Annotated in this window: 18 protein-coding genes; 1 reads left to right on the forward strand and 17 read right to left on the reverse strand. The window is 51.4% G+C overall.

Going from position 1 to position 16849, the window contains the following annotated elements; translation table 11 throughout:
• The first annotated feature begins 2 nt into the window (after positions 1-2).
• Positions 3-2222, forward strand: a complete 2220-nt coding sequence (locus PTW35_RS13295; RefSeq protein ID WP_281025399.1) for a YjbH domain-containing protein — start codon at positions 3-5, stop codon at positions 2220-2222.
• A 795-nt stretch (positions 2223-3017) separates the two neighbouring features.
• Here the strand turns inward: PTW35_RS13295 and PTW35_RS13300 are convergent.
• From PTW35_RS13300 to PTW35_RS13380, 17 genes are all read right to left on the reverse strand, one after another.
• Entirely contained in the window at positions 3018-3284 is a 267-nt protein-coding gene (locus PTW35_RS13300; protein WP_281025400.1) for a YfcL family protein, read from the reverse strand.
• A 342-nt stretch (positions 3285-3626) separates the two neighbouring features.
• Positions 3627-4151, reverse strand: a complete 525-nt coding sequence (locus PTW35_RS13305; RefSeq protein ID WP_281025401.1) for an elongation factor P hydroxylase — start codon at positions 4149-4151, stop codon at positions 3627-3629.
• A 213-nt stretch (positions 4152-4364) separates the two neighbouring features.
• Positions 4365-4697, reverse strand: coding sequence for a four helix bundle protein (locus tag PTW35_RS13310; protein ID WP_281025402.1), 333 nt, complete (start codon positions 4695-4697; stop codon positions 4365-4367).
• A gap of 256 nt (positions 4698-4953) precedes the next feature.
• Complete coding sequence (locus tag PTW35_RS13315; RefSeq protein WP_281025403.1) at positions 4954-5931, reverse strand: MlaA family lipoprotein; 978 nt, start codon at positions 5929-5931, stop codon at positions 4954-4956.
• A 217-nt stretch (positions 5932-6148) separates the two neighbouring features.
• Positions 6149-7357: a c-type cytochrome biogenesis protein CcmI gene (ccmI, locus tag PTW35_RS13320; protein WP_281025404.1), complete on the reverse strand. Its 1209-nt coding sequence runs from the start codon at positions 7355-7357 to the stop codon at positions 6149-6151.
• Entirely contained in the window at positions 7357-7866 is a 510-nt protein-coding gene (locus PTW35_RS13325; RefSeq protein WP_281027513.1) for a cytochrome c-type biogenesis protein, read from the reverse strand. The genes ccmI and PTW35_RS13325 overlap by 1 nt, the downstream gene beginning before the upstream one ends.
• Before the next feature lie 50 nt (positions 7867-7916).
• Positions 7917-8471, reverse strand: a complete 555-nt coding sequence (locus PTW35_RS13330; protein ID WP_281025405.1) for a DsbE family thiol:disulfide interchange protein — start codon at positions 8469-8471, stop codon at positions 7917-7919.
• Entirely contained in the window at positions 8471-10456 is a 1986-nt protein-coding gene (locus PTW35_RS13335; protein ID WP_281025406.1) for a heme lyase CcmF/NrfE family subunit, read from the reverse strand. The genes PTW35_RS13330 and PTW35_RS13335 overlap by 1 nt, the downstream gene beginning before the upstream one ends.
• A complete protein-coding gene (gene ccmE / locus PTW35_RS13340; protein WP_281025407.1) occupies positions 10456-10941 on the reverse strand; it encodes a cytochrome c maturation protein CcmE in 486 nt (161 codons plus the stop codon). Before ccmE ends, PTW35_RS13335 begins: the two co-directional genes overlap by 1 nt.
• The gene (gene ccmD, locus PTW35_RS13345) at positions 10938-11144 is read right to left on the reverse strand and encodes a heme exporter protein CcmD (protein WP_281025408.1); all 207 of its coding nucleotides are present in this window, start codon (positions 11142-11144) and stop codon (positions 10938-10940) included. The genes ccmE and ccmD overlap by 4 nt, the downstream gene beginning before the upstream one ends.
• A gap of 7 nt (positions 11145-11151) precedes the next feature.
• The gene (locus PTW35_RS13350) at positions 11152-11883 is read right to left on the reverse strand and encodes a heme ABC transporter permease (protein ID WP_281025409.1); all 732 of its coding nucleotides are present in this window, start codon (positions 11881-11883) and stop codon (positions 11152-11154) included.
• Between the two features lie 278 nt (positions 11884-12161).
• A complete protein-coding gene (gene ccmB / locus PTW35_RS13355) occupies positions 12162-12827 on the reverse strand; it encodes a heme exporter protein CcmB (RefSeq protein WP_039467441.1) in 666 nt (221 codons plus the stop codon).
• Positions 12828-12833: 6 nt separating this feature from the next.
• Positions 12834-13484 carry a cytochrome c biogenesis heme-transporting ATPase CcmA gene (gene ccmA / locus PTW35_RS13360; RefSeq protein ID WP_281025410.1) on the reverse strand — a complete coding sequence of 217 codons (651 nt, stop codon included), beginning with the start codon at positions 13482-13484 and terminating at the stop codon, positions 12834-12836.
• A 472-nt stretch (positions 13485-13956) separates the two neighbouring features.
• Complete coding sequence (locus tag PTW35_RS13365; RefSeq protein WP_281025411.1) at positions 13957-14385, reverse strand: DUF2802 domain-containing protein; 429 nt, start codon at positions 14383-14385, stop codon at positions 13957-13959.
• Positions 14385-14879: a chemotaxis protein CheW gene (locus PTW35_RS13370; RefSeq protein WP_039467430.1), complete on the reverse strand. Its 495-nt coding sequence runs from the start codon at positions 14877-14879 to the stop codon at positions 14385-14387. The genes PTW35_RS13365 and PTW35_RS13370 overlap by 1 nt, the downstream gene beginning before the upstream one ends.
• A 64-nt stretch (positions 14880-14943) precedes the next feature.
• Positions 14944-16077: a chemotaxis protein CheW gene (locus tag PTW35_RS13375; protein ID WP_281025412.1), complete on the reverse strand. Its 1134-nt coding sequence runs from the start codon at positions 16075-16077 to the stop codon at positions 14944-14946.
• Positions 16067-16846, reverse strand: coding sequence for a ParA family protein (locus tag PTW35_RS13380; protein WP_281025413.1), 780 nt, complete (start codon positions 16844-16846; stop codon positions 16067-16069). Before PTW35_RS13380 ends, PTW35_RS13375 begins: the two co-directional genes overlap by 11 nt.
• Positions 16847-16849: the final 3 nt, after the last annotated feature.

The raw sequence follows: 16849 nt of genomic DNA on the forward strand, positions 1-16849 counted from the left end.
TCATGTCAAACAAGGATACCAATACAACTTTGCAAACACCTTGTGGCTTCTTTAGACTCTCTGCCATCGCTTTAGCGATACTGCCTGTTTACTCAGCCAATGCCGATGACTTTAGCTACCCAGTATTAAGGCCTTCACAGTCTGACTTTGGCGGTGTTGGCTTAATGCAAATGCCTACTGCGCGCATGAACCCCACTGGCGAGTTTAACGCAGGAGCAACCTATAACAATGAATATCATCACTACAATGCTTCGCTGCAACTCTTCCCTTGGTTTGAGGCAACGATTCGCTACACCATAGTCCAAGACTTACTCTACAGTAGCAACCCTGATTTTAGTGGTGATACCAAATACACAGATAAAGGGATCGACTTTAAAATTCGCTTATGGGAAGAAAGCTACTGGATGCCCGAGGTTGCTGTTGGTATTCGCGATTTTGGTGGTACAGGGCTCTTTGATGGCGAGTTTATCGCTGCCAATAAACAAATTGGCCCGGTGGATGTCACCCTCGGTGTTGCATGGGGTTACATGGGCAACAGCGGCAATGTCACTAACCCATTATGTGACTTAGCCGACCGCTTTTGTGAACGAGAAATCCGTGGCCAATGGGGTACGGCTAACTTTGATAATTTCTTCAGTGGGCCTATGTCTATCTATGGCGGTTTGGAATATCAAAGCCCTTGGGAGCCATTACGCTTCAAGCTTGAATATGATACTAACGACTATAAGAGTGATTTTCCGGTTACGCATGGTGGTATTGAAATGCCACAGGACAGCAAATTTAACTATGGCGCGCTATACAGGCTTGGTAACTGGGGGGATCTACGGCTAAGTTATGAACGCGGCAATACCTGGACATTTGGCTTTAATCTATATACCAACTTCAACGACTTGAAATCCGGCTGGCAAGATGAGCCTGTACCAAATTATACCCCACGTAGTCATAGTCAGCCTGATACTAACGAGCTGAGCAATGCGGAATGGCAAGTGCTGGCTGATGAACTGCATACTATTGCGGGTTATAAAAACCCAACTATTCATTACACTGACACCAGCGTTACGGTAAGTGCCGATCAAAACAAATACCGTGATCGTAATGAAGCACACGAGCGTGCAGCAACCGTATTGGCCAACCGTGGCCCAGATGTGACTGAGTATCGTTTAATTGAAACCAACAACCGTCAGGCAATCACCGAAACCCGAATTGATGCCGATAAATTCAGCCAAGTCGCCAATATTGAATACATCGGCGCAAATGTTACAGACAGCAGTTCGGTTTCTACACCAAATGAACCTGAAGGAAGGCTAGTTGCCGAACCAAGTAAACGGTGGGATGTCAGCCTATCACCGACATTACAGCAGTCTATTGGCGGTTCTGAAAATTTCTACATGTTCAATATTGGTATCAATGCCGGAGCGAATTACTGGTTTACCGATAATATTGAACTAGGCGGTTCGGTCTACTTCAATATTTATGACAATTATGACAAGTTCTTGTACGACGTACCGCCAGATGGCACGGACTTGAAACGTGTTCGCACCCTGGTTCGCCAATACATCAGTGATAATCCTGTGCGCCTCGACAACCTTCAGCTTACTTGGATGGATAAATTAGGTGATAACTGGTACAGCCAAGCCTACGGTGGCTACCTAGAAATGATGTTCGGCGGTGTTGGTGGTGAGGTATTGTATCGCCCACTAGGTGCAAACTGGGCTATCGGCATGGATGTCAACTATGTTGTCCAGCGCGATCCGGACTCAGCGTTTGGTTTCTTTACTGAAGAAGATCAGTTTGATCCAATCACTAATCGCCCATATCGAGTACAAACCGGAGCGATGACAGGCCATGTTACCGGTTACTACCAACCACAGTGGGATTGGCTACCAAACACCTTGTTCAAGGTTAGCGCTGGTCAATACTTGACTGAAGATATCGGTGTTACCGTTGATTTCTCGAAGCAGTTTGATAGTGGCATTACTGCCGGTGCCTTTGCCACCTTCACAGATCTGTCCTCCGATGAATACGGTGAAGGTAGTTACACCAAAGGCTTCTACATCTCGATTCCGTTTGACGTAATGACAGTCAAACCAAGCACCAACCGAGCGACGATATCCTGGTTACCTCTTACACGCGATGGCGGCCAAATGCTGAATCGCAAATACCAGCTGTTTGGGGTAACGGATGCGAGATATCCGTGGTACAGCCGCAGAGCGGTTGAGTAGGAACGAGGAAGAGCAATCTTGGGAAGAGCTGGTTCTGGGACCTAGGAAGAGCAGGTTAGAGATCCTGGGGCCTGGGTCCTAGAACCTAGAACCTAGAACCTTCTCTAGGTTCTAGGTTCTTCCCAACAAATAAATACATCCATTTTGTTTTACATGCAGAACCAATAATCAATGCAGCCCTAATAGAGCAAACAAAGAAAAAACTTAAAAAGCACTTAAGAAAATAAAGGCTTAATCAACTCGGTTCACATTAATATTTTTCAATTTCAAATATTCTGTCTCAAAAATGTGACATTGCACTAAGAATATTTTCAGTTTCCGACATCATTTTGCGAACTGAGCTATCATATATAAATAATAAGATTGTCAGTAAATTGACAACCTGATAATAAATGACACTTTTTTGACGACAGAAGATATTAATAGAAGGAAAGAGCATGTTTAGGGCATATGCTCACTTTTCAGTGAAATACCCAGCCATACATATAGCTAACTTGTTGATTGTATTGTCTGTTTTTATTATTAGCTGCTACCAACTACTGGCCAATGAAAACTTGCAATATGCCGCTGGTTTTGTGTTTGTAATATTACCTATCATTGTTTTTGCTAAATCTTCTGATTACAAACGCAAGTATATGAGTGCAAATAGTTAAAGTCAGCTATCAGCTATCAGCTATCAGCTATCAGCTATCAGCTATCAGCTATCAGCTATCAGCTATCAGCTATCAGCTATCAAGAATAATAAAAAATCGGCATACCAATGTATGCCGATTTTTTTATTAATATGAGCGCTTATTAAATCGCTTGCATTTTAAGCTGTTGCCACATCTCTTTGACAATAAGCTGATCGGCTGGGTTAAGCTCCGATTGCGCTTCCGCCATGCTCGCTTCAACCTTGGCATTCATGGCTTCGATACTTGTCGCCCCTTCCAGCTCACAATTGGCAGCAGAAAGTGAAATATGGCCGCGTAAGTAACCGCCTGCAAAGAGCTCGTCGTCTGATGCCGTCTCAACCATCTGGTCGATCAGGGTTAGTAGTTTATCTTCGTATTGGTGGATCATAATATCTTTTGGGGTTCGGGATTCTGGGTCCTAGGGCCTAGGAAGAGCAAAGCCCAAATTACTACGCCATATATAACAGAATCAAGTTAGTATTAAGTCCTGGGTCCTGGGTCCTGGGTCCTGGGTCCTGGGTCCTGGGTCCTGGGTCCTGGGTCCTGGGTCCTGGGTCCTGCAAAAGCGTTTGCTCGTAGCTGAACGATGTCAAGCTCCTCGCTCTTATTCTTTCGCTCTTCCCGCTTCTCCTAGGGCCTGCTCTTCCTAGGACCCGCTTTTCCTAGGACCCGCTTTTCCTAGGGCCTGCTCTTCCAAGGGTCAGTTATTCCTAGGGCTCAGTCCCCGCTTTTATTCAAACATCCCCGCCACTAGCGGTTCTACCCCGTAGTGACTGCGTAATGCTTCCGATAAGGTTTTGGCGCGCGTTGGCATACCGTTTTCGAGGTAAACCAATACTTGCTCGCGTACTTTATTCGTAAACCCTACTCGGTCTGGCTCACAATTGCCGCTTAGGTTATCACAGCTCACTTGGAAGCGAAAACCACAGCTAACGGCAAGGATCCACTCTACCGCCTGCGGCTTGATTTCTACCTTTTCGAATTCAGCCTGGACTTCCGCCGTTCGACCATCGGGCTCGTACCAGTAACCGTAATCTTCCAGTAGCCTGCGCTGCGGGCCAGCAATACACCAGTGGGCAATTTCATGCAGTGCCGAGGCAAAGTAACCTCGGGCGAATATGACCCTATGATACGGGTACTCTTCATCTGCAGGCAGGTAAATCGGCTCATCACCACCAAGGATCAGTTCGGTGTTGAAGGAGTCTAAAAACGTTTGGTTGAAGATGTTGATGATGTCGGTGTTTTTATGGGGCATTTTAAAAAAGCGGGTCCTGGGTCCTGGGTCCTGGGTCCTGGGTCCTGGGTCCTGGGTCCTGGGTCCTGGGTCCTGGGTCCTGGGTCCTGTAGTATTAGTTGCTAATGCAGCGATATTATCAAGAACAACCTGCTATTTCTAATCTTGATATTTCTCAGAGATGCCAAACTCAGAGACATCATAAATTCCTCTAGATTCTTTTACCTGTCCACTTCAAAATTTGATTAGACTCGCTATTTTGCGGCTAACAAGGTTAGCTCTTACTACTAATTCATCGGCTTCACCCTGACCGATATAGCCAAACTCCTTCGCCAACAGTAACTGTGTAACTAACTCACCACATGAGCCTTTAGCGTAATATAAGAAACGGACAGATTCCTTACGTGTTTCTCGTTCTTCGCCTTCTGCGATATTCGAAGGAACAGATACAGAAGACCGACTTATTTGATCTTTGAAGCCAAAATCCTTACATGAAACAAATAATCGATGAACGATCACTGCTATCTGAAAGCTTTCCTTCCAAATATGAAGTTTTCGGTATTCCATTCCCCCTCCATGGGTACTGGGTACTGGGTACTGGGTACTGGGTACTGGGTACTGGGTACTGGGTACTGGGTACTGCAAAAGCGTTTGCTCGTAGCTAAACGATGTCAAGCTCTTCGCTCTTCCCGCTTCTCCTAGGAACTGCTCTTCCAAGCACCCCGTTCCCGATCTTCCTGAGCCTTCTTTTCCTACGACCTGCTTTCGCTCTTCCTAGGGCCGCATTTCCTAGGCCCCAGGACCCGCTCCTCCCAGGGCCGCTCTAATACTCATCTATCTCATCCATAAAATCATCCAGATACGCGTCGTCTTGCTGCTCTGGTAGCTCGACGTTGCCGCCACTGGCGCGGAAGTTCTTGTTCTGGATGTAGGCATCACGGGTGAAGATGTAGGCATCTGGCGAGTCCTTCAGGATAGCTTCTTGCTTGACCAGTGCCGCCCGATCTTCCATCCCTTCAAACGCCCACTTACCCAGGCTCTGCCAGAAGTTCAACGCACTTAATGGCAAGTACAATCCGTCAACAAAATCACCGGCGCCTTCGCGCAATGTCAGCGGGCCGTAAACCGGGAACATGAAGTAAGGGCCGTTGGCGACGCCGTATTTACCCAGGGTGTCACCGAACTGTTTGTCGACCGGCTTGCGAATATCCGCCGCGGAGGCGATGTCGATCAAGCCGAGCAAACCAAAGGTGGAGTTGATCCAAAAACGGTTGAAATGGCGCACAGCCTCTTCGCCGTTGAGCATCAGGGCACTGTTGACCATGCTGGCTGGCTCATCGAGGTTGGCCAGAAAATTCCTGATGCCGGTCCGGATGAATGAAGGCGTGTAGTCGACGTACGCCAGTGAGATCGGCCTGGCCAAGTAAGGGTCCAAGTAGTCGTAGTTCAAGTTCCACATAGCGCGGTTGAAGCCTTCGAACGGATCATACACACCCGGTACCGAATACTCCCCACCACCCTGCTCGACTTCTTCCAGCACTGCCGCGAGATCTTCGTCATACTCGTCATCGTAATCGCCAAACTCATCAATGCCATCGGCTGGCGCAGTGACGCTCTCTGTAGCTACAGCTCCGGGATCTACAACATCGGTATCAACGGCATCAAGGTCGACAGCACCCTGCTCCGCAAGGGAACCTGGCTGCTCGATGTTAGTGGTATCCGGTAATGTTTGCTCATCAGGCGATTGCGCACACGCTGTCAGTGTCAATGAAATAGCGATAGCAAGTAGGTGTTTTTTCAATGTGGTATCCATGGCATATCAGGCTGAAACGCGCTAAATGGTAATATCGGCGAACCCAAACATCTAGCACTTTTGCGCTAGCCGCTAAAGACATCGGTCAATTGAGGATCACTACCTATACGTTGATGCTCTTTTCTTTATAGCCTAAAAAACAACAGGCCAGATACTTATAGTATCTGGCCTGCTTCATCTCTACCACTTCAAGTGGCAGATTTTATTAATATTTTGCATTTATCACGACGTTTGTCGAGCCGCCTAACGGAATGATCTCACTTTGACCGTACCAGTCCCCTTTACGGGTGGTGACATTACCGTCGGTATCGATACGGGCCTTGATGATCATGTCCTGCAGCGAGGTCATCGGGCGCTCAGGGATCATGCTGTCATTGTCGTCCAATGTCAGGCTGATCGGGAACGACGACAGCGGTACGCGGCGTGCGGCCACCGGCATCGGTGCACCGTCTGCTGAATGAACCGAGATGATCACCAAGCCTTGCTCCGGCAACTCCACGTTCGGATCCAGCTCAACCGTTACCGACACTGACGTGGCAGTGTTGTTGCTGCGCTCCAGCTGAGACTGGGCACGGGCAATACTGCGGTCAAGCATGTCAGCACGCGGATCATCGGCACCGATCACCTGCTTCATCATGTTCCAGTAGTTGATGGCCTGCTGGAAGTTGCCAGCTTCAAAGGCATCAAATGCCAATAGCGACAGGGCACGAATGTTGGTGTGATCGACACGCAGGACGCTGCGAAGCAGCAGACGAGCACGCTCGCTCTGCGCTGGATCGCCAATCATCATCAAGGTCTGGCCATAGCTCAGCATCACTTCCGGATTACTTGGGTCAAGGCGGTAGGCGCGAGCCATCGCATCCTGCGCCGTTTCCGCATCGCGGTTGGCCATGCCGATGCGGCCCAGCAGCAACCAGCCCGTCGCATCATTTGGCTCACTGTGCAAGCGGGTACGCAATGCCAGTGTCAAATCATCCATTTCCTGATCGCTGAGCGGATTGGACTCGTCCATCAAACGCTGAGACAGCTCCGGCAAGCGAGAAACGGTTTCATTCCAAGCCTGAACTTTATCCAAGCTACCGACTTTCATGTACATGCCAAAGCTGACGCCAACCAACACAATCAACCCCGGGATAAGCATTGCGGTGCTTACCTGAGTTTTCTTCTGCTCGGCACTGGCCAGAACATCGTCCAGCAATGACTGCTGGAGCTCAACCACCAGCTCGTCTTTGTTTTCGACCAGCCCTTCGCTGCTTTCTTCCTTAAGCTCGTCCATACGATCTTTGAAGAACGCTTTGTTCAGCTCATCGCGGCTTGCCACTTCATCTTGCTCTTTGCCTTTGTACATAGGCACGACAAAAATGACCATCGCGACCAGCACCAAGAGGGTGGAAATTACCCAAAACATCGTCATTATTTCACCTTACCGTCTTGGTTTGTCTGCGAAGAGGCCTTGTCGGCCTCGGTACCCATTTCGGCCATCAGCGCCTGCAAACGGGCTTGCTCTTGCGCGTCCAACTCTGAGTCAGTCACTTTTTCCGTGCTTTTGCGCGAACGCATCACCAAGATGGTAAAGCCCACGACGATAAAGAACAGTGGACCTAGCCACAGGATCAGGGTTGATGCCATCACAGGCGGGTTGTATGTCACAAAGTTGCCGTAGCGGGCAATCATGTAATCCACAACATCCTGCTTGCTCTTGCCTTCCTGAAGCAGCTCGTAGGTTTTCTGGCGCATATCTTGCGCCAAGGCCGCATTCGAATCAGCAATGTTGTTGTTCTGACACTTAGGGCAGCGTAGCGTGGCAGCCAGCTCCTGGAAGTCCTTCTCCTGCTGCAGAGAATCGAACTCGTAGACATCAATAGAAGCGAGCGCCGGTGCCGGCGCGGTCACCAACGCAGCACCTGTGAACACCATCGCCATCGCGAGGATAGGACCGGTGAACAAGCGGGTCATTCGACGAGAAATCATCATTATCCCTGCGCCTCCTCAATCAGCGCCTCGTACATCGGTTTCAATGTCTCGTTCCAGTTACGGTCGTTGACATCACCGACATGGCGATAGCGAATAATACCGTTAGCATCAATCAGGAAAGTTTCCGGTGCGCCGTACACGCCCAGATCCATCCCCAGCATCCCGTTACCGTCAAACAGGCTATGCAGGTAAGGGTTACCCAGCTCGTTGAGCCAGCGTACTGCTTTCAGGCGCTCGTCCTTGTAGTTGAGGCCGATGATCTTCACGCCTTCGCTTGCTAGCTGGTTAAGGTAAGTGTGCTCGGCATAACAGGTCGGACACCAGGTCGCCCATACGTTAAGCAGCAGAGGCTCACCCTTGAAGATGTCCTGCTCGTACAGCTTGCCGGCTTCCACCAAGTCCTCGAGCTTGAACTGCGGGACCGGCTTGCCCACCAGCACCGATTCCAACTTGGTTGGATCATCGCCGCCGGCGTTACGGCTGAGCTGGATCATGAACATCACGACCAGCCCCATGAACAGGACTAATGGGATAAAAAGTAACTTCTTGTTCATCAGTTTGCCTTCGCCTCCTGCTTCGCAACCACAGACTCACCTTTCTCTTCCTTGCGGCGGAAACGGTAGCGCTTGTCACTAATGGCAAATGCACCGCCCAGAGCCATCAAGGCCGAGCCGAACCAAATCCAGTTTACAAACGGCTTAAAGTAGATACGTACCGCCCAAGCACCGTCGGTCAGCTTCTCACCCATTGCCACGTATAGGTCACGGGTTACGCCGCTGTCGATGGCCGCTTCGGTCATCATAGAGCCCGCCACCGAGTAGAAACGCTTCTCGGCATGCAGGGTCGTTACACGTCTACCGTCGCGGGTAATATTGAAGTCCGCAATGTAACCGTCGTAGTTAGGGCCGTCGGCATCACGCAAACCGGCAAAGTGGAAATCGTAGCCTTGAACTTGCACCGTCTCACCCGGTGCCATGCGCACGTCACGCTCGATATCGTAGTTCGATACCAGAGTAATACCGATAACGGAAACAGCCAGACCAATATGGCCCAGTACCATCGCCCAGTGACTACGGCCCAGCTTGGTAAGTCCTTTCCACAGGGTATGGCGGTGTGTCGCACGCTCATACAACTCAAAACCGTGCATCACGATGATCCACACGGCCATCGCCATACCAAGTACCGCCAATGGCTCAAGCACTTCGGTGAACAGCCATACCGACAGGAATGCAAACGGGATAGTGACCAGGGCAGAGATGATCATCTGCTTGCTGATGTTCGAGACCTTGTCGCGCTTCCAGCGAACCAGTGGGCCGACACCCAGAATGAAGGCAAACGGGATCATCAGCCAGGTGAACAGGGTATTAAAGAACGGCACCCCGATAGACACCGAGCCCAAACCGATTTGCTTGTGGACCAGTGGCAGCAAAGTACCAATAAGAACAACAAGCAGTGCGGCAACCAACAGCAGGTTGTTCGCCAGTAGCAGGTTCTCGCGCGAGAACAAGGCGTAGTTACCACGGGAGCGGATCTGGGCGCCGCGCAGTGCGTAAAGCAACAATGAACCGCCGATCACCACCACCAGGAAGCCAAGGATGAACATGCCGCGAGCCGGATCGGATGCAAACGCGTGCACCGAGACCAAGACGCCGGAACGGACCAGGAAGGTGCCCAGCAGGCTCAATGAGAAGGCAGAAATCGCCAGCAGCACCGTCCATGCTTTGAACGTACCGCGTTTTTCAGTCACAGCCAGCGAGTGCATCAAGGCCGTACCGGCTAGCCATGGCATAAAGGAGGCGTTTTCTACTGGATCCCAGAACCACCAGCCACCCCAGCCAAGCTCATAGTAAGCCCACCAAGAGCCCAGTGCGATACCCAATGTTAGGAATGCCCATGCCGCAATCGTCCAAGGACGAGACCAGCGTGCCCAAGCCGTATCCAAACGACCTGTCATTAGCGAGGCAATCGCAAAAGCAAAAGCGACCGAGAAGCCCACATAACCCATGTAGAGCAGCGGCGGGTGAATGATCAGCCCCGGATCCTGCAACAGCGGGTTGAGGTCACGGCCATCGACCGGGAAGAACGGCAGGGTACGCAAGAATGGGTTGGAGGTCGCAATGATGAACAGCAAGAAGCCGATCGCAATCATCCCCATGACAGACAGTACGCGCGCCAGTGATTCCAGCGGCATGCCACGGCTAAACACCGCAACAGCAACGGCCCAGCCAGCTTGGATCAGCGCCCAAAGCAGCAACGAGCCTTCGTGGCCGCCCCATACTGCCGACAAGCGGTAGTACCAAGGCAGCAAGGTGTTAGAGTTACTGGCAACATACGCTACCGTGAAATCATTGCTGTAAAAAGCCCAGCTTAGAACGATAAACGACACTAAAGTCATGCCGAAAATACCATACGTCAGCGGACGGGCCATTCGCATTAGTGCCTGATTCCCAACGGATGCGCCGTAGAGGGGATAGATGCTGACCAGGATGGATAATCCCAGTGCAACAATCAGGCTAAAGTTGCCTATTTCTGCAATCATTATTGAGCACTACCCTGTAGTTGTTCTTCGGTGTACTGAAGCGGCGCGTGGGTACGCTCCATTGCTTCTGCTACTTCGGGTGGCAAATACTCTTCATCGTGTTTCGCCAGCACTTCATGGGCTTCAATGGTGGTTGAGTCAACCAACACACCCTGAGCAACGATGCCCTGTCCTTCACGGAATAGATCCGGCAAGATGCCGTTATACTTAATCGTTACCGCCGGACCAACATCAGCCACGTCGAAGGTTACTTGCAAAGACTGGGGATCACGAACCACGGAGCCTTCCACAACCATGCCGCCAATCCGCAAACGCTGACCGACTTCCGGCTTGCTTCCATCCCGCTTACCCTCGACCAACTCGGTCGGAGTATAGAATAGATCCATATTCTGGTTTAGAGCATATAGCAGCAACCCGATGGTTGCACCGAGGCCAACTACCAACGCCAATACCAACGTCAGGCGCTTTTTACGTCTCGGGTTCATAATGTGTTCTCCAGTTTTTCAGCTTCTTTAATACGCTTTTCACGCGCAATCTTGTTCTTGATCTCTGCTGCCAGACGACGCTTGGTATTCAAGCTCGAAACAATCAACCACAGCAAGGCCGCAAAGGAAATACCGTAGGCACTCCAGACGAAAGAGGCATAGCCTCCCATCGCCAAAAAGTCACTAAAAGAGTCAAAATGCATAATGGCCTCACTTCATCAGGGCACGCACCCAAGGGCGGTGACTTTCACGGGCAACAATTTCATTGCGCAAACGGATCATGGTCAGCGCACCAAAGAAACAAGCAAAACCAAGAAGGTTAAGTAGCAGAGGCCACAACATGGAAGTTGCAATTGACGGTTTTGCAAATTTAGTGATCGTCGCACCCTGGTGCAACGTGTTCCACCACTCTACCGAGAAGTGGATGATAGGCAGGTTGATCACACCAACAATCGCCAAGATACCGGCAGCTTTGCCCGCTGTTTTCTGGTCGTCAAAGGCGTTGTACAAGGCAATCACGCCCAGGTAGAGGAATAGCAGAATCAACTCGGAAGTCAGGCGCGCATCCCATACCCACCAAGCACCCCACATTGGCTTGCCCCAGATAGCACCGGTCAGCAGAGCGATCACGGTGAATACGGCCCCGATAGGTGCCATGGCCAGCGCGGCCATGTTGGATAGGCGAATTTGCCACACCAAACCGATAAAGGCGGCAATCGCCATCGACATGTAAGCGCCCATCGACCATATCGCTGCAGGAACATGCAGGTAAATGATTCGGAAACTATCGCCCTGCTGGTAGTCTGTCGGGGCAAACATCAGTCCCCAAACTGTACCGATCAGGATGGATAACAAAGCAATGACGGAAAACCAAGGCAATAACGTACCGCACAGACGGTAACAATTCTCAGCTTTCGCGTATGGGTGTAACCACTTCCACATAATTTTGCTCAACTCATCTAATAAGAATAATTACGTTGCCAAACAGCTCTTAGCTCAAACACTCTGTCTAGCGTCATCAAAAAGCCTGTTTATTGATCTTGACGACTATGCACCTTGAATGAGGTCAGAACTCCCTCATCATCCAAAATGTCATACCGACATAAATACCCCTTCGGGGGTATTGCATCAGATATCGTCTGCTTCCTTGTTCTTGCTCAAAATTGTCTCATGAGATCCATTCTCATGAAAAAGTACAAACACCAGTTAATTGTAATCAGTTATTGCACACTAATTCGTAGTGAAGCTGCGACAGCAAATGGAGAAAGTGTCGCCGAGGCCACCAACATAGCCCCCATCAGTGCCAATTGCCCGTTATAAGGCATGCCCAAACCGGCCGCATCAATCGCCGAGGTCGCAAATATAAGCACAGGAATATAGAGCGGCAATATGAGCAGGCTCAATAAAACGCCACCCTTGCGCAGTCCGACCGTCAGGGCAACCCCAATTGCCCCCAGAAAGCTTAACGTCGGTGTCCCGATAAGTAGGGTAAGCACCACAGCCTTCCACGTTTCCCACTCCAGCGAGAGCAAAATCGCCAGCAGCGGGCTGATCAGCAACAGCGGCAAGCCTGTCAGCAACCAATGGGCAATCATCTTGGCAAAAGCCAATACCGGCAGCGGTGTCGGCATCAGCAGCATTTGCTCCAGCGAGCCATCGACAAAGTCATCCCGGAACAGGCGCTCCATCGAGAGCAAGGCCGCCAACAGCGCCGCAACCCATACAATACCCGGCGCAATCCGCGCCAACAGGTTAGGCTCGGGGCCGACCCCCAGCGGAAAAAGGGTGATAACAATGATAAAGAACCACAGCGGGTTGAACACTTCGGCCTGACGGCGGAAAGCAATCAAGAGTTCGCGGCGGATCACTTGGAAAATCGCACTCATCGTCTGTTACCGCCCCAACTTTATTTTTCTTAGCTTGTCGCTGTCTGTGAACATATCCTGATGGGTCGTCAATACCACAATCCCACCGCGCTTGGCATGGGCCAGGAACAAACGCTCCAGTACCTTCACGCCTTGTTTATCAATCGCCGTCAGTGGCTCATCCAAGATCCACAACTTGTGGTTGCTCAGCCACAGCCGGGCCAAGGCCACACGGCGCTGCTGACCGGCAGACAACTGACCGGCAGGCACATCTTCCCGCCCGGCCAGGCCAACCTGGGCCAAGGCCTGCCACAAGCTGTCATCGCCAGATACCTGAGGCGCGCCCGCTAGATCAGAGCTTTCGTTGCATTGGTGCATCGACTGAAAAAAAGCCAGGTTCTCGAAGGCTGTCAGCTCACGCTTAACCCCGGTCTGGTGCCCCAGAAACAACAATTCTTGGTGGTAGTCTTCGCGAGCTGATTCAATATCTTCATCCAGCCAGCAAACCCGCCCGTTATCTGCGCGGCCAAGCCCAGCAAGGATCCGTAACAAGGTCGTTTTCCCTGCGCCGTTGTGGCCTTCAATCTGGACTAGTTCCCCCGACGAGACCGTAAAATACAGATCCTCAAACAATACCCTTTCGTCCCGGGTACAACTTAACTCTTCAACAGACAACATAAAAATGATGTATCCTAGGTGTCACAAATAGACTCGCATAGTACCACAGCCCCCCCTCGGGTTGTTAGAGACTAGGGGTCGTAATTGTGACTTCAATGCTAAGCCCGCGATTCGCTTCTCCACATTGCCACTGTGCGACAAGCAAACATTAAAAAAGTGCCACAAGAAATATAAAAAATAGCAAAATCGTTAATTATGCGCACACTTTCATCGCAACTTGTTCAGCCAGACACCACCCGCCAAATACCTCTTCCAGCGTAAAAATATTAAAAGTGAAAAAAATGCTTACAAGTTAGAAGCGGAAGCAAGCCCTTAAAAAGCGAAGGAAGAGCTGGAAGTGCAGGCCCGAGGTTCTGGATCCTGGATCCTGGGTTCTGGGTTCTGGGTTCTGGGTTCTAGCATCTCAATATACAAAAAAGCCCCTCCATAACCGGAAGGGCTTTATGTCATAAAAGCACGTTGGTAATTTCAACTACCGACGGGAATGGTGCATCTGCTGCAGCCGGAGTAGCAACTCGGCTTCGGCTTTTGGCAAGTCGCACTCACGCATCAGTTCATTGACATCCGCACCGAGTTCGACCATTTTGCTGGCACGGCTGTACAGGCGGCTGTCGGGATCTTGCATTGCCAGCTCACCCTGGCGATCAGCCAGCTCTTCCAGGTGACGGGCCATGTCGGCCAACTTCTGGCTCATCCCCATGGTACCAGCGCGCAGCTCGTTGAACTGCTTGACCAAACTTTCCTGCTGCTGGCGGGCATTTTTCAACACCAGCTCTGTCGCTGCAAATTTGGTTTCAAGGGCCTGGCGGGCAGTACGCTCACGCTTTACCATCAGCCAGGCGACCACAATCGCCAACAGCGACAAGGCCAGCGGTAACCATTGCAACAACATCTCTAGCATTACAGGTACGCCATCTCGTCCCATTCTTCATCTGATAATAGCTTATTGAGATCAACCAAGATCAACAACTGGCCGTCACGGTTGCTCACGCCCTGAATGAACTTCGCGCTCTCTTCCGTGCCGACGCTTGGCGTACTGTCGATCTCGGAGCTGCGCAGGTACACCACTTCTGCCACGCTATCCACCAAGATACCGATCACCTGCTTTTCTGCCTCGATGATCACAATACGGGTATTGTCTGAAATTTCGCCCGGCATCAGTCCGAAACGGGAGCGGGTATCGATAACGGTCACAACGTTACCACGCAGGTTGATGATCCCCAGTACGTAGTCAGGCGCGCCCGGTACCGGGGCAATTTCGGAATAGCGCAACACTTCGCGAACCTGCATGACGTTAATACCGTAGGTTTCGTCTTCCAGCTGGAAGGTCACCCACTGCAGGACCTGATCATTACTGTCTTCTTTTTGTATTTCAGCGACACTCACCTGTGACATGCTGTTTCCTCTTTGATCTATTTTGCTGCATTCAACGCATTAGCGCCTGCGATGATACAGGAGCCTAACATGATTGCCTAAGTTTGGTATTAACATCTAATCCCGCTTTGAGCATGGAAATTAGCTCACTAACATGAATTAGCGCACACATTTTTTCTTTTACCATGCCAGCCAGCCAAGGGCGCTTACCTGCTTTCTCGCGCCAGCGGACACTGTGTTCGGACAAGGTTTCGGTTCCCAGCAGGGTACTGCATGCCAGCCCCCAACGGCTTTCGCCCAGCACCACGACGTACTTATATTGCTCGCGGTACTCCTCGCCATCGAGTTTGTCGGGCATCGCCCAGCACGCGGTGTCAACCACATCGAGCTGGTGCTCGCGGCTGCTCATCAAACCAAGGTACCACGGCGGGCGCCCCATCAGGCGGCTCACGTCACCCAGTTGGTGGATCCCACCCAGCTCGGTAAGCGGCACGGCAAAGGTCACCCCGTTTACCTCGAAGAACAAAGCCTGGAACTCATCACCTTGGTGGATCTGCTGCGACCAATTATCGGGCGGCAAATCCTCCGAAGCTTGGGTCTTTGGTTCATACTCGGCTTCAGGCAGCGGCTCAGCGGCTACACCATCGACTTGCTGGGCCGGTAAGGGCGCGGCAGGCTGATCTTTTGCCTGTTCATGTGCCATCACCAACTGCCATTCATCCGCCAGCTCGGCATCCATCGTACTCGCTTCGGCCTCACTCGCTGCCTGCGGGTTGAGCTGGCTAACCTGGTTCAGCAAACGCTGGACATTATGGAGCACTGGCGATGGCATACCACGGCCACCTTCGGCCCCCTCGCCGTCCAGGCTGGCAAAATCAAACGGCTTGGCTGCCGGCAGGGACTTTCCGACCGGTTTTGCCAATTCCGCTGCCTTGGCTACCTGTGATGTCAGCACCCCAGCATCTTGAGATAGCGCGAAACCTCGCCTGGGAGAGTCCTCACCACGCACCTCATCACGATCTGGGGCCGGGATATCCTTGCTATCGACTGCGGGCTGCGCCGTCTCTGACTCCGGTTGCTCGGCGATATAGCCTGGCTCTGGCTCTGGTGCTGGCTCTGGGACAGGCTCGGGCTCAAGCTCGAGTTCTGGCTCAAGCAGTAAATCATCAAAGTAGTCTTCCAGCGCCTGGGAGCTGGATAAACGGGTGTTATCGCTCATCCTGTTGCAGACGCCCCAAATAGTTCAATAATGTTTTATATGCGAAAACCCCACGGCTGCTGCGTGAGTAGAGTGAAGGCGGCATGTGCTTGATGCTCGCATCACGGAATTTGGTATCAATCGGTACCGCAGATGCCCAGACTTTATCCGGAAAACGCAGCTTCAGCTCCTGCAGTGTCTGCAGCGAGGCCCGTGTCCGCTTGTCATACATAGTCGGCACAATCGTCACCTTGAACGGCGAACGGCGGGATTTCTGCATAATCTGCAAGGTACGCATCATACGCTCGAGCCCCTTCATCGCCAGGAACTCGGTCTGCACCGGGATCAGGATACGGTCACTGGCCGCCAGCGCATTGACCATCATCACCCCGAGGATCGGCGGACAATCGATCAACACGTAATCATAATCGTCGGCCAGACACTGCAGGGCTTTTTTGAGGATCAACCCCATCCCACCCCGGTTGCCCATGACCCTGTCGAGCGTCGCCAGCGACATATGGGCGGGTATAATATCGATGTTGTTAAACTGGGTGCGCAAGATCACCGGCATAACGGTATCGCGGTTGATCTCGGTTAGCTGGAACAGATCGAACAAGCTTGCCGATACGCCATCGGCATCAAAGTTCAGATAGGTCGTCAAGGACGCATGCGGATCGGTATCGACCAGCAGCACCCGCTTGTTGCGCTCGCTCAGCAACCCCGCCAGTGAAACGGTTGTGGTGGTCTTACCGACGCCACCCTTCTGGTTAGCAATACTCCAGACTATCAAGGC

The organism is Photobacterium sp. DA100 (assembly GCF_029223585.1).
GTDB lineage: Bacteria > Pseudomonadota > Gammaproteobacteria > Enterobacterales > Vibrionaceae > Photobacterium.